At 62.8% G+C, this 12,795-nt stretch carries 10 protein-coding genes; 8 read left to right on the top strand and 2 right to left on the bottom strand.

Annotated features, from left to right (window positions below; translation table 11 throughout):
• Positions 1-29: 29 nt before the first annotated feature.
• The 5 genes from arfA (at position 30) to QTL95_RS05910 (ending at position 6,074) form a co-directional block, all read left to right on the top strand.
• Entirely contained in the window at positions 30-1,541 is a 1,512-nt protein-coding gene (arfA, locus tag QTL95_RS05930; protein ID WP_289719041.1) for an arabinosylfuranosidase ArfA, read from the top strand.
• A 248-nt stretch (positions 1,542-1,789) separates the two neighbouring features.
• On the top strand, positions 1,790-2,890 hold the full coding sequence (locus QTL95_RS05925; RefSeq protein ID WP_289719040.1) for an ABC transporter ATP-binding protein: 1,101 nt from the start codon (positions 1,790-1,792) through the stop codon (positions 2,888-2,890).
• Positions 2,883-3,818: a carbohydrate ABC transporter permease gene (locus tag QTL95_RS05920; RefSeq protein WP_289719039.1), complete on the top strand. Its 936-nt coding sequence runs from the start codon at positions 2,883-2,885 to the stop codon at positions 3,816-3,818. Before QTL95_RS05925 ends, QTL95_RS05920 begins: the two co-directional genes overlap by 8 nt.
• A complete protein-coding gene (locus QTL95_RS05915; protein WP_289719038.1) occupies positions 3,815-4,666 on the top strand; it encodes a carbohydrate ABC transporter permease in 852 nt (283 codons plus the stop codon). The genes QTL95_RS05920 and QTL95_RS05915 overlap by 4 nt, the downstream gene beginning before the upstream one ends.
• 82 nt (positions 4,667-4,748) lie before the next feature.
• Positions 4,749-6,074 carry an ABC transporter substrate-binding protein gene (locus QTL95_RS05910; protein WP_289719037.1) on the top strand — a complete coding sequence of 442 codons (1,326 nt, stop codon included), beginning with the start codon at positions 4,749-4,751 and terminating at the stop codon, positions 6,072-6,074.
• 103 nt (positions 6,075-6,177) lie between these two features.
• Here QTL95_RS05910 and QTL95_RS05905 read toward each other — a convergent pair whose 3' ends face one another.
• A complete protein-coding gene (locus QTL95_RS05905; protein WP_289719036.1) occupies positions 6,178-6,825 on the bottom strand; it encodes an HAD-IA family hydrolase in 648 nt (215 codons plus the stop codon).
• Between the two features lie 92 nt (positions 6,826-6,917).
• On the bottom strand, positions 6,918-7,529 hold the full coding sequence (locus QTL95_RS05900; RefSeq protein ID WP_289719035.1) for a L,D-transpeptidase: 612 nt from the start codon (positions 7,527-7,529) through the stop codon (positions 6,918-6,920).
• A gap of 152 nt (positions 7,530-7,681) precedes the next feature.
• Between QTL95_RS05900 and QTL95_RS05895 the strand changes: the two genes are divergently transcribed.
• The 3 genes from QTL95_RS05895 to QTL95_RS05885 all read left to right on the top strand — a co-directional run bounded on the left by QTL95_RS05895 (position 7,682) and on the right by QTL95_RS05885 (position 12,787).
• Positions 7,682-8,872, top strand: coding sequence for an adenylate/guanylate cyclase domain-containing protein (locus tag QTL95_RS05895; RefSeq protein ID WP_289719034.1), 1,191 nt, complete (start codon positions 7,682-7,684; stop codon positions 8,870-8,872).
• Between the two features lie 84 nt (positions 8,873-8,956).
• Entirely contained in the window at positions 8,957-11,050 is a 2,094-nt protein-coding gene (locus QTL95_RS05890) for a putative bifunctional diguanylate cyclase/phosphodiesterase (RefSeq protein ID WP_289719033.1), read from the top strand.
• A gap of 138 nt (positions 11,051-11,188) precedes the next feature.
• A complete protein-coding gene (locus QTL95_RS05885) occupies positions 11,189-12,787 on the top strand; it encodes an FAD-dependent oxidoreductase (RefSeq protein WP_289719032.1) in 1,599 nt (532 codons plus the stop codon).
• Positions 12,788-12,795 lie beyond the last annotated feature (8 nt).

The raw sequence follows: 12,795 nt of genomic DNA, 5'->3' as shown, positions 1-12,795 counted from the left end.
TCACAAAGATTGATATAGTGGAGGATATCATGAAGGCTGCGGTAACCGCGCACAGCAAATACACGATCTCGGACATCGACCCGCGCCTGTACGGCTCGTTCATCGAGCATCTCGGCCGCGCCGTCTATACCGGCATCTACGAACCCGACCATGCGACCGCCGACGAAAACGGCATGCGCAAGGACGTGATCGATCTCGTCAAGGAACTCAACGTTCCCATCGTGCGCTATCCCGGCGGCAACTTCGTTTCGGCCTATAACTGGGAAGACGGCATCGGTCCCAAGGAAAGCCGCCCGACGCGCCTCGACCTTGCCTGGCACACCTCCGAGAGCAACCAGGTCGGCATGCACGAATTCGCGGAATGGTGCGTCTCGGCCAAGACCGAGATGATGCTGGCCGTCAACCTCGGCTCGCGCGGCCTCGATGAAGCCCGCAACTTCCTCGAATATGTGAACCATCCCGGCGGCAGCGAGTGGAGCGACAAGCGCATCGCCAACGGCCGCTCCGAGCCCTGGGACGTCAAGCTCTGGTGCCTCGGCAACGAAATGGACGGCCCCTGGCAGATCGGCCATAAGACGGCCGACGAATACGGCCGTCTGGCCCACGAAACCGCCAAGGCCATGCGCGCCTTCGACAGCTCGCTCGAGCTCGTCGTCTGCGGCTCGTCCAATGCCCACATGCCAACCTACCCGGAATGGGAAGCGACCGTCCTCGACCACACCTATAACGAGGTCGACTACATCTCGCTGCACATGTATTTCGAGAACCGCGAGAAGAACACGGCGAACTATCTGGCCCGCAGTATCGAGCTCGACAACTACATCGGCACGGTCGCCGGCGTCATCGACTACATCAAGGCGAAGAAGCGCTCGACCAAGGACGTCTACATCTCCTTCGACGAGTGGAACGTCTGGTACCACTCCAAGGAGCGCGACAAGGCCACGCTCGCCGGCGCAAACGGCTGGCCGCATGCCCCGGCGCTGCTGGAGGACGATTATAATTTCGAGGACGTGCTGCAGGTCGGCTGCATCCTGAACACCTTCATCAACCGCGCCGATGTCGTGAAGATCGCCTGCCTGGCGCAGCTGGTCAACGTCATCGCCCCGATCATGACGACGCCGGGTGGTGCCGCATGGCGCCAGACGATCTTCTATCCCTACTACTTCGCCTCGGTCTACGGCCGCGGCACGGCGCTGAAGCTGATGGTCGACAGCCCCGCCTACGAGGTCGAGGATGTCGGCAGCGTTCCCTATCTCGACGTCTCGGCCGTCCACGACAAGGACGCCAAGACCGTCACCTTCTTCATCGTCAACCGCCACGGCACCGAGGCGCTCGATCTCGACGCCAGCCTGCTCGAATTCGGCAACCTCAAGGTCATCGACGATCAGGTCGTTGCCCACTCCGATCTCAGCATCACCAACACGGCCGAAAAGCCGGACAACGTGGTGCCGGTGAAGGCAAGCGGCTCGGCGTTTGCGGATGGAAAGCTGACCGCGAAGATCGCGCCGCTCTCCTACCGCGTCATCCGCCTGCAGGGCTGATAGACTAAATCACAATATACGATACATATCCGGCATATGTTGACATCGTAATTGTATGATTTAACGTCGGCGCACCAGATTTGACGTGCCACCTGGGAGGAGAAGATGGGAGCAACAGCTTCTATTTTGGCGCTATCACTGACGGACGGTCACCTGCCTGCCAAGGCAGTGGCCGCCACCGTTGGCCTGCGTCAATCGCGTGTCCATATCGAATTTCCGGATTCTGACTGCAGCATGGGAGCAGCCGGATGACGGCGAATATCGAAATCAATAATGTCAGCAAGCGCTATGGCTCGATGACCGTTCTCGACGGCTTGTCGCTGTCGATCAAGGCCAACGAGTTCATGGTCTTCCTCGGCCCGTCCGGCTGCGGAAAGTCCACTCTTCTGAGAATGATCGCCGGGCTCGAAAGTGTCGACGAAGGCACGATCTCGATCAATGGCGAACGCATCGACACGCTGCCGCCGGGCCAGCGCGACATCGCGATGGTGTTCCAGAGCTACGCGCTCTATCCGCACATGACGGTCGCCGACAACATGGCCTTCGGGCTCCGCAACATCGCGGTACCCTCGGAAGTGATCTCGGCGCGCGTTGCGGAAGCCGCCCGCATGCTGGAGATCGGGCACCTCCTGGAGCGCAAGCCCGGCCAGCTCTCCGGCGGCCAGCGCCAGCGCGTCGCCATCGGCCGCGCCATCGTCAAGGAACCGAAGGCGTTCCTGTTCGACGAACCCTTGTCGAACCTCGATGCGGCGCTGCGCGTGCGCACCCGCGTCGAGCTCGCGCAGCTTCGCAACCGCGTGAAATCGACGATGATCTTCGTCACGCACGACCAGATCGAGGCGATGACGCTCGCCGACCGCATCGTCGTCATGAACAACCGCAAGATCGAGCAGATCGGCACGCCGATGGAGATATACTCCCGCCCGGCCAGCCGCTTCGTCGCCACCTTCGTCGGCTCGCCGACGATGAACTTCCTCGATATCGGCATCTCCGACGAGAACGGTTTCGTCAGCGCCAGGCTGCCCGACGGCACGCAGCTGCAAACCGCGATCCGCGCCGCCGGGCTCAACGGCGGCAGCCATGCGCTCGGCATCCGCGCCGAGGCGGTGAAGCTCGCCAACGGCGTTCCCGCCACCACGACGGGCAAGGTCGACGTGCTCGAACGCCTGGGCGACCGGACGCTGCTCTATACCCGGCTGAAGGACGGCAGCGTCATCGTCGCCGAGGATATCGGCAACAGCCGCGTCGCGATTGGCGACGAGGTAGGCCTGACGCTCGACGGCAGCAGAACGCATCTCTTCGACGACGAGGGACGCGCGTGGCACAACGAGGAGCCGGGGCATGGCTGAGACAACGCTGTCGGGCACAGCCGCGCTCGCCAAGGCCTCAGCGCGCATCAAGGTGCAGAACATCAACGCGCCACTCTGGCGCAACGCGATCTTCGTTCTGCCCTATCTGTTCTTCTTCGTGACGCTGCTCATCGTGCCGCTGTTCTGGGGCATCTGGCTCAGCCTGCACAAGGCGGACGCCTTCGGCGTCGGCCGCTTCGTCGGCATCGACAATTACTTCCGGCTGTTTCGCGACAAGATCTTCATCCAGGCGATCGGCAACACCTTCTACTTCGTGCTGCTCACGGTGCCGACGCTCGCCATTCTCGGCCTGATGCTGGCGCTGGCGCTGAACCGCAAGACGCGAACGGCGGCTGCGCTTCGCACCATCTACTTCTCGTCCTCGGTCCTGTCGGTCACCATCGTCACGCTGATCTGGCGCATCGTCTTCATCGGCAATTTCGGCCTGCTCGCCACCATCTTCGGCTGGTTCGGCGCGACGCCGCCGGCGTTTCTTTCCGATCCGAAGCTGGCGATGATCGGCATCGCGATCGCCACCATCTGGTGGTGCATCGGCCTGCCGATGATGCTCTTCCTCTCCGCCCTGCAGCAGATCCCGGGCGATATCTACGAGGCGGCGGCGCTCGACAATGCCAGCCGTCTCCGTACGCTCTGGTACATCACGCTTCCGTCGATCCGCCGCACTTTCGCGCTGGTCGTGATCATCCAGATCGTCATGCAGTTCCAGCTCTTCGGCCAGGCAAAGCTCATGACCATGGGCGGACCGAACAACGTCTCCAAGCCGATCGTCTTCTACATCTACGAAGCGGCCTTCACCAAATGGGATCTCGGGCTGGGTGCTGCTGCCTCCGAAATCCTCTTCATGCTGATCCTCGTCGCCGCCATGGCGCAGTACGTCATTTCGCGCCGGAAGGGAGAAGAAGGATGAGTCTCGCAACTGGTGGCAACATGGTCGGCCGTTCGCTGGGCGACCGCGTGATCCTTTTCCTCGCCATCCTCTGCGCGCTGGTCATGCTTGCGCCGGTGCTGTGGGTGATCGGCCTGTCGCTGAAGGATAACAAGGAGCTGATGGCGGACATGAACTCCGTCTTCAACGCGCCCTACACGATCAACAACTACCTCAACATCCTGGCGACCTCCTCGGTGTTCCGTTGGGTGCTGAACAGCGTGATCGTCGCCGGCGGCCTGACCATCGGCACGCTGGTGCTGTCGTCGCTCGCCGGCTACGGCTTCGCGCGGCTGAACTTCCCCTATCGCAACGCGCTGTTCATCATCGTGTTGCTGGGGCTCGCCATTCCCGAGCAGGCGGTGCTGATTGCCCGCCACCAGCTGTTCAGCTGGCTGAAGTTCCACAACACCTATCACGGCCTGATCCTGCCGGGCTTGTCAGCACCCTTCGGCGTGTTCCTGATGACGCAGTATTTCCGCGCCATCCCCAAGGAGCTCGACGAGGCGGCGCTGCTCGACAATGCCAGCCGCTTCAAGATCTTCTGGAAGGTCCTCCTGCCGCTGACGGTTCCAGCGCAGGCGACGCTCGGCATCTTCACCTTCCTGGGCGCGTGGAACGATTACTTCTGGCCGCTGATCTCGGGCACCAAGAAGGAAATGTATACGCTGACGGTCGGCATCGCCTCGACACAGACCAACTTCGCGCAGTCGGAAGGCCTCGGCTTCCTGATGTCGCAGGCGGTCTTTGCCAGCGCGCCGATCCTCATTCTCTACCTGTTTTTCCAGAAATACATCGTCACAGCGGTCTCCGGCGCCGCCGTGCGCTGAGACTTCGAGCGGTGACGTCGCAACCGGCTTCCTGGGAGGAAGCCAACCTATGGGGCAAAACCCCGAAGAGGAGGAGAAGGGCATGACACATCACTTCAGGAAATACATGCTGGCGGCGGCGTCCGTGATCGCGCTCGTAGGCGCCTCGCCGGCGTTCGCCGCGACGGAACTGACCGTGCAGCGTTTCTTCGGCGCCTGCGATGCCGACTGGGGCACCAACACCGACGTCAGCAAGGCCGTCGGCGAATGCGGCATCATCACCTCGCTGATCAACAAGTTCAACGCCGACAATCCCGATGTGCATGTGACGGTGACCACGGTCGAATGGCCGGGCTATGACCAGCTGACAGCGCAGTTCGCAGCCGGCGATCCGCCGGATATCGTCACCATCCACCAATCGGTTCTCACGGATTACCAGACCAAGGGCCTGATCATGCCGCTCGACGACATGCTGAAGTCCGTCGGCGTCGCCTCCAGCGATTTCACCGATGCCGCACTCGGCGGCGTGACGAAGGACGGCAAGATCTACGGCCTGCCGATCGACAACTGGACCATGCTCTACCATATCAACATGGACCTCTTCAAAAAGGCCGATCTCGTCAATGCCGACGGCACGCCGAAGCTGCCGACCAGCCCGGAAGAGCTTCTGGCGCAGGCCAAGCAGTTCAAGGAAAAGACCGGCAAGCCCTACTTCGTCCAGAACCTCGCCAACGAAGTCGCGCTCTACACCCGCAACCTCTATACCTATCTCTTCCAGCAGGATTCCGCTTTCTTCGCGGATCCGAAGCAGGTGAAGCTCAATACGCCCGAGGCCAAGAAGGTGCTCGAACTCTACAAGGCGATCTACGATAATGGCGACACGACGAAGGATCTCGACTACGCCGCCAGCATCAACGCCTTTCTCGCAGGCGAAGGCGGCGTGCACCTGAACGGCACCTGGGTGATCGGTGACTACAATGCCTCGTCGGAAACCGCTGGAACGGCGCTGAACAAGGGCGGCTATGCGGTCTATCCGTATCCGCAGCTCTTTGCCGGCAAGAAGTCGCAATATGCCGACGGCCACAGCTGGGCCGTTTCGACGAAGGACCGCTCGGAGGAAGAGACCGCCGCGATCGGCAAGTTCCTCAAGTTCTTCCACGACAACGACTTCGACTGGTCGCGCACCGGCCACCTGCCGGCGGTCAAGGCCGTGCTCGACTCCAAGGAGTTCAAGGCGCTGCCGCACCGCGACACGATCTCGGCCATCGCCACCCTCGGCACCCCCCTGCCCTCGACCGTCCAGCGCCAGTTCGCGATCCAGGACATCATCGGCCAGGAAATGAGCGCCGCGATCACCGGGCAGAAGGATGTCGACGCCGCGCTTACCGACATGGAGTCTCGCATCAACGAGTTGCTCGCCAACATCTAAGGCTCAATCTCTCCCGAGCCGAAGAGCAGATGCCCGCCGCTGGTCTCGCGGCGGGCATTTTTATGGCACTGTCCGGCGCACAGCTACCTAAGAGCCGAACGACTTACGGCCGCAGGACAAGCGCGCCATCGACGACTTCCGGATGGATGCCGATGTAATCGGCGACGCCGGGGCGATCCTTCATGGTCGTGCTGTCGGTATGGAGAATGACGAGAACGGAGCAGCCCGCCGCTTCTCCGGCACGGATGCCGGCATCGGCATCCTCGAAGACGAGGCAGCGGCTCGGGTCCACGCCGAGCTTCCTGGCACCGGCCAGGAACGGATCCGGCGACGGCTTGCCCGTCGTGACGTCCTCGGCCGAAACCAGCGTCGGCGGCAGCGGCAGGCCGGCCGCCTTGATGCGGCGCAGGGCAAGCTCGCGCGGCGCGGAGGTGACGACCGCCCACCGCTCCGGCGGCAGCTTGGACAGAAATTCGACGGCACCGGGGATCGGCACAACACCTTCGAGATCGACCAGCTCCCGCGCCGTGACCTCCGCAGCGCCTCTTACGGGGTCGATCCCGGCATCCTTGAGGTCCGCCATCGTGTCCTCGACACGCCTGCCGTGATAGGGCGGCGTCGGAATACCCTGTTCACGCGCCCACTCGCCCCACACGCGTTCCGACGCGGCGCTGGAATCGAGGATCGTGCCATCCATGTCGAACAGGAAGGCATCAAAGGCTTGGGACGCGAGGGGATTGGGTGACAACATCTTTTCTGCTTCTGCTCCAGATCAATCGTGGTGGCGGGAAAGGTCGTCCTCCCGACTAGCTGAAATCCGCCGGAAGGTCGAGGCCGGCGCGATCATCGATGGACGATGACGCGGGTTCCCGGCTGGACCATCTCATAAAGCTGCTCGACGTCCTCCCGGTACATGCGGAAGCATCCGCTCGACGCGTTCTTGCCGATAGACGACGGATCGTTCGTGCCGTGGATGCGCAAAAGTCCGTCGGCGAGATAGATAGCGCGGGTGCCGAGCGGGTTGGAAGGGCCGGGTCTGACGACCGCGGGAAGTCTCGGGTTTTTCTGGCGCATGCTGGGTGTCGGGCGCCATTCGGGATGCTCGCGCTTCGACACCACCCGCGTCGTGCCGTACCACTGCTTGCCTTCGCGTCCGACAGCAATGGGATAGGCGATCTCTTCGCCCCGAGGCGTCGTGTAGATCAGGGTGTGGGCGCGGGTGGCGATGACGATGGTGCCCCTGCCCGCCCGCGTTGACGGTTGGCGGCGCTGCGGCATAGGCTCGCGATAGTCCGGCGGCGGACCGTAATCGGGCGGTGGTGGATAGGCCCCGTAGGGATCGTCATAGCTATAACCACCATAGTCGTCATATCCGTCATACGGCCCGTAAACCTGCGCCCGCGCCGGAAGCGCGGCCAGCAACAGGATGGTCGCCAATAGAACCAGGACTCTCATTTCATCATCCGCTTGTATTCCAAGCGAGATTGGACTGAAGTCTGTGGCGGCACTATGGCGATCGCCGCGCCGCACCGGCGGCGCATGTGGCCGGACTGTGCTATCGTGACCGGAGATCCGGATCACCTGACGAAGGTCGCAAGGAGCAAGGCGTGACAGGCAGCGAGCGCGGCGAAATCGATGGATTGATCGACTGGATCATCGGTGAAGGGCTTTCCGAGAACGGTATCGAGGACATCCTCGGCGGGCTGGTCGAGAGGCTTCTCGCTCTCGGCTATCCGCTGGTACGTGTTTCTGTCGCCATGCCATCCATCGATCCGATGCAGCGGGGCTTCGCAGTGGTGTGGTTCAAGGACACGTCCCTTTCCACCGAGGTGCAGGGGCATGGCGAAGCGGGGCAGGAAATGTTCGAGCGCTCGCCGATCTTCTATCTGCTATCCAATGATCTCCTGCATGGCCGCTGGCGGCTGCCCGAGCGGACGTCCACCGTTTCCTTCCCGCTGTTCGACGAACTGGCCGCTTTCGGCGCGACCGACTACATCATGAAGCTCGTTCCCTTTCCCGGCGAGACCGCGCTTGAGGGCGTCGGCATTTCCTTTGCCGTCGACGCACCCAACGGCTTCACCGACGAACAAATCGCAGCGATCGACAGGCTGACGCCGGCGCTGGGGCTCGTCTGCTCCCGGATTGCCGCCATGCGGGTCGCCACCGACATGCTCGCCGTCTATACCGGCACGCGAACGAGCGGGCGCATCCTGAAGGGCGAGACGCGACGCGGCGGCGGCGAGGCGATTCACGCCGCCATCCTCTTCGCCGATCTCAAGAACTTCACCTCGCTCAACGAAGCCTGGGCGCCCGGCAGGATCGTGACCTGGCTGAACGAGAGCTTCGAAGCCATCGTCAATTCCGTGGAAGAGCACGGCGGCGAGGTTCTGAAATTCATGGGGGATAGCGTTCTCGCCATCTTCCCTGTCGATAACGGTGAGCCCGCCGATGCCTGCGCGAGGGCTTTGTCGGCGGCACAGGCAGCCATGCGGGCAACCGAAACGCTGAACCGGAGCCGGGTCGAGCGTGGCGAACCGGCGATCCTTGCCGATATCGCCCTTCATGTGGGCGAGGTTTTCTACGGCAACGTCGGCGCCTCCCGCCGCCTCGATTTCACGGCGATCGGCAGCGCGGTCAACGAGGCGGCGCGGATCGAGAAGCTTGCGGATACGGTCGGCCACAGCCTGCTCGCCTCCGCCGCCTTTGCCGCGCAAGTCCCGGAGAAATTCCGGCAGGTGGGAACATTCCCGCTGAGGGGGGTAGCGAAACCAGCGGATGTCTTTGCCTGGAGAGACTGATTTTGCAGTGCCGCAATTTCTCTCGACCGCGTTCATTCTTGAATAACCGGGGATGCCTATGGTCTGTCGCGAGTGGAGAGCGACATGGATCGACCGGCGGGCAGGATTTCGGGAGCACAGGATATCGCGGAGATCGATGGCGAGAGTGCCGCGACGTTCGAAGCGCTCCAGCAGCAATATCTGGCGCTCTCGCAGCAGTATGAACGCCTGGAGGCCATGATCAATCATGTGCCCGATTTCATCTACGCCAAGGACACCAAGGGACGCTTCCTGTTCGCCAATCGGGCGATCGTTGCGAACAATGGCTTTTCCCACATGCGCGAGATGGTCGGCCTGACCGATGCCGATATACATCCGGGCGTTGCCGCTCGCGACATCGACTCGCTGGAAAGCAAGGTCATCGCATCGGGCGAACCGGACCTCGGCATAGAGGAACGCAGGCTCAAGGGACAAGGCTGGCTGATGATGTCGCGCGTTCCGCTGCGGGATCGCGACGGCACGGTCATCGGCGTCGTGGGGGCGTCGCGGGATATCTCCGCCAGGAAGCGCGCCGAGGAACTGATGAGCGCCCAGACCCGGCTGCTGCAGGACGTCGCGCGGGGCATGGAGTTCGATTCCCTGCTGAAGGACGGGCAGACGCTGCTTCAGCGCCTTCTTCCCGGCGCGACCATAACGTTCGTTCTGGACGATCGCGAGGGTGAACCGGTCGACGACGGCTGCGTCCAGTTTCCGATCTTCTCCCGCGACGGTGGCAGGCATGGCGTGCTCGCGGTATCGGCGGCGGCACTGGCGGAAGCCGGCCTTCGGGAGTTTCTGCTCGGTGTCGCCCAGACGATCGGAATTGCGATCGACCGCCATCGCGACATCGCGCACATCGCTTTCCTCGCCGAGCACGACATCCTGACCGGCCTGCCGAACCGAAGCCTGCTCGACCGCAAGCTGGACGCGATGCTGAAGAGCGCCGCGGCGCAACAGCAATCCTTGGCCGTCGCCTTTCTCGATCTCGACAATTTCAAGCTGGTGAATGACAGCCTCGGCCATGGCGCCGGCGACGAGCTTCTGAAAGTGGTCGCACGGCGCATCTCTTCGCTGCTTGGCCCGGAAGACATCCTGTCGCGCATCGGCGGCGACGAGTTCGTCGTGGTGCTCGGCAATGCCGACGAAGCCATGGAGACCTTGCGGACGATCCTCACGACCGTATCCCAGCGGCTGGTCGTTGGCGGTGTCGAGATTCTCACGACCTGCAGCATCGGCGTCGCGTTCTTCGCGCAGCATGGCGATACCGCTTCCGAACTCTTCGCCAACGCCGACATGGCGCTCTATCGCGTCAAGGATGCCGGACGCAACGGCATCCAGATCTTCAGCCCCTCGATGGCCGCGGAGGCGCGCACCAAGCTGGCGACCATCGACGAGTTGCGCCGCGCCGTGGAGCGGCAGGAATTCGTGATCCACTACCAGCCGCAGAAGAGCATGAATACCGGCGCTGTCACCGGCATGGAAGCGCTGGTCAGGTGGCAGCACCCGCAAAAAGGCTTGCTGCCGCCCGGGTCCTTTATTCCACTCGCCGAGGAAACCGGGCTGATCGTTCCGATCGGCGAGTTCGTGCTTATGGAGGCTTGCCGGCAGGCCCGCCGGTGGCAGGATCTCGGCCTCGCACCGTGCAGCGTCGCGGTCAATGTGTCCGCCAGACAATTCCAGGAAGCGGGTCTCGTCGACCATGTCGCGGCGGCGCTGGAGCAATCCGGCCTGGATCCCCAGTGGTTGGAGCTTGAAGTGACCGAGAGCCTGATCATGCGGGATGTCGAGGGCGCGATCGCGCGCATGCACGAGCTGAAACGGCTGGGCGTCAACCTGTCGATCGACGACTTCGGGACCGGCTATTCGAGCCTGAGCACCCTGAAGCGCTTCCCGATCTCGCGCCTCAAGATCGACCGTTCGTTCATCGCGGACATTCCCGGAGACAGTGGCGACATGGCCCTGACGTCGGCAATCATATCGCTCGGCAAAATCCTTGAGCTGGAAGTGGTGGCGGAAGGTGTGGAGACCGAGGAGCAGATGCAGTTTCTGGCGACGGCCGGCTGCGAATATCTGCAGGGCTTCCTGTTTTCCAAACCCCTGCCCTCCTCCGAAATCGGCGCATTGCTGTCGCCGACGGACGTGGCTCGCGGCCAGCGTTGAGAATTCCGGACCGGTCGCCTCCCGAGCGCAGCACTTTTTCCGCGCGATGAAATGCAACGAAAGAGTGTTTTGACGGGAACCATCGTGCGTTGTGCCAGTTCTGCTGATGTTGCCTGATGGGGAAGGGTATCATCACGGATGTTTACTGAGCTGGCCGGGCTTCCGGAGAACTGGGGTCAGATCTGCATCGTCGGCGCGGGACCGGTTGGCCTGTCGCTGGCGATTTCGCTCGCCCGTCAAGGCACGCGTGTCATCATTTTGGAATCCGGGCGGCAGTGGCGCACGACCAGGGCGCAGGCATTGTCCGCGCTCGCGCATTTCGATCCTGAATATCATGGTCATTCGGAGCAGACGGTGGTGCGTGCGGTCGGTGGCGCCTCGCTACGTTGGGGCGGACGCTGCGTCGAGCTCGATGACATCGATTTCGCCCGGCGCGACCATGTGCCGGAGGCAAGCTGGCCGATCGGCCATGAAGAACTCAGGCGGTATTACGAACCGGCACGGCATATGCTGACGGCCGATCTGGAGCCCAATGATAGGGCCGCCGCCACCGGCGCGGCGAACTCGTTGGAGACCTGGGCACGCCTGCGCAACACGGCGCGCGCCCATCGCCTCAGCCTGCGGGACATGTGCAATATCGCGATCATCCGGGATTGCACGGTCACCGATCTCAAGGTCGACCCTGAGCACGCGGCGATAACGGCACTGGAATGCATGGTTCACGGTACCCGCCATGTCGTCGAGGCACCCGCCTTCGTGCTCGCGGCCGGCGGACGCGAGAATGCGCGGTTGCTGATGGAAACCCAGCTGTCCCATCAACGCATGTTCGGCGGAACCGACGGACCGCTCGGCCGCAATTACATGGGTCATCTGACGGGGCAGATCGCGACCGTCAGCTTTACCACCGCGCAGGCCGCGGAACGCTACTTCTTCAAGCTCTCGCGAACGGGCACGGTCTTCCGTAACCGGCTGCAGCCGAGCGATGCCACGCAGCAGCGGCTTGCGCTGGCAAACATCGTCTTCTGGCCAGACAGCCCGCGACCCGACGAGGTCATTCCCGGCAACGGCGCGGGGTCCCTGCTGCATCTCCTGCGCCATGCGATCGCCGACATTCGCCACCCCACGCGGCGCCATTCGCTCTCGGCGAAGGGCGTAATGGCGGATCATCTTCGAAACGCGGTCGCCAACCCCTGGCGCACTTTAGCCGAGGGCTCTCGCATGGCCTGGCGAAAGGCCATGCCGGGGGACGCGCCCCAATCGAGGTTGATCAGCCCGACCAACACCTACCTGCTGCGCTATCATGCCGAACAATTGCCGAATGCCCGAAGCCGGGTAACGCTGAGCGATCGGCGCGACGAGAACGGCTGCAGGCGCCTTGATGTCGATTTTCGCTACCGCGGCGAGGACTTCACATCCGTTGTTCGGGCGCATGAGGCGATGGATGCACGGCTGCGACGAAATGGCGAAGGGCGGCTGAGCATGCTCAAACCGAGAGAGAGCCTGGAGGATTGGATAAACACCCAGGCGCTTGACGGCTACCATCAGATTGGGCTGACACCCATGTCCGCAACCGCCCGTACCGGTATCGTCGACAAGGATTGCCGGGTGCACGACCTGCGAAATCTCTTCGTCGCGGGAAGTTCCATATTTCCCACATCAGGCCAGGCAAATCCCACGCTGCCAGCCGTCGCCTTCGCGCTGCGTCTCGCCGATCACCTCGCCGCGTCATTCACATAAATGCGTCG

Source organism: Rhizobium sp. S152 (genome assembly GCF_030380735.1).
Classification (GTDB): Bacteria; Pseudomonadota; Alphaproteobacteria; order Rhizobiales; family Rhizobiaceae; genus Rhizobium.
The sequence above is the reverse complement of the archived record's forward strand: the minus strand, read 5'-3'. Positions and strand labels throughout refer to the sequence as shown.

What these genes read in the sequence shown, in the direction of transcription:
- arfA (WP_289719041.1), top strand. Translation starts at nt 30, where the DNA reads ATGAAGGCTGCGGTAACCGCGCACAGCAAATACACGATCTCGGACATC.
- QTL95_RS05925 (WP_289719040.1), top strand. Translation starts at nt 1,790, where the DNA reads ATGACGGCGAATATCGAAATCAATAATGTCAGCAAGCGCTATGGCTCG.
- QTL95_RS05920 (WP_289719039.1), top strand. Translation starts at nt 2,883, where the DNA reads ATGGCTGAGACAACGCTGTCGGGCACAGCCGCGCTCGCCAAGGCCTCA.
- QTL95_RS05915 (WP_289719038.1), top strand. Translation starts at nt 3,815, where the DNA reads ATGAGTCTCGCAACTGGTGGCAACATGGTCGGCCGTTCGCTGGGCGAC.
- QTL95_RS05910 (WP_289719037.1), top strand. Translation starts at nt 4,749, where the DNA reads ATGACACATCACTTCAGGAAATACATGCTGGCGGCGGCGTCCGTGATC.
- QTL95_RS05905 (WP_289719036.1), bottom strand. Translation starts at nt 6,825, where the DNA reads ATGTTGTCACCCAATCCCCTCGCGTCCCAAGCCTTTGATGCCTTCCTG.
- QTL95_RS05900 (WP_289719035.1), bottom strand. Translation starts at nt 7,529, where the DNA reads ATGAGAGTCCTGGTTCTATTGGCGACCATCCTGTTGCTGGCCGCGCTT.
- QTL95_RS05890 (WP_289719033.1), top strand. Translation starts at nt 8,957, where the DNA reads ATGGATCGACCGGCGGGCAGGATTTCGGGAGCACAGGATATCGCGGAG.
- QTL95_RS05885 (WP_289719032.1), top strand. Translation starts at nt 11,189, where the DNA reads ATGTTTACTGAGCTGGCCGGGCTTCCGGAGAACTGGGGTCAGATCTGC.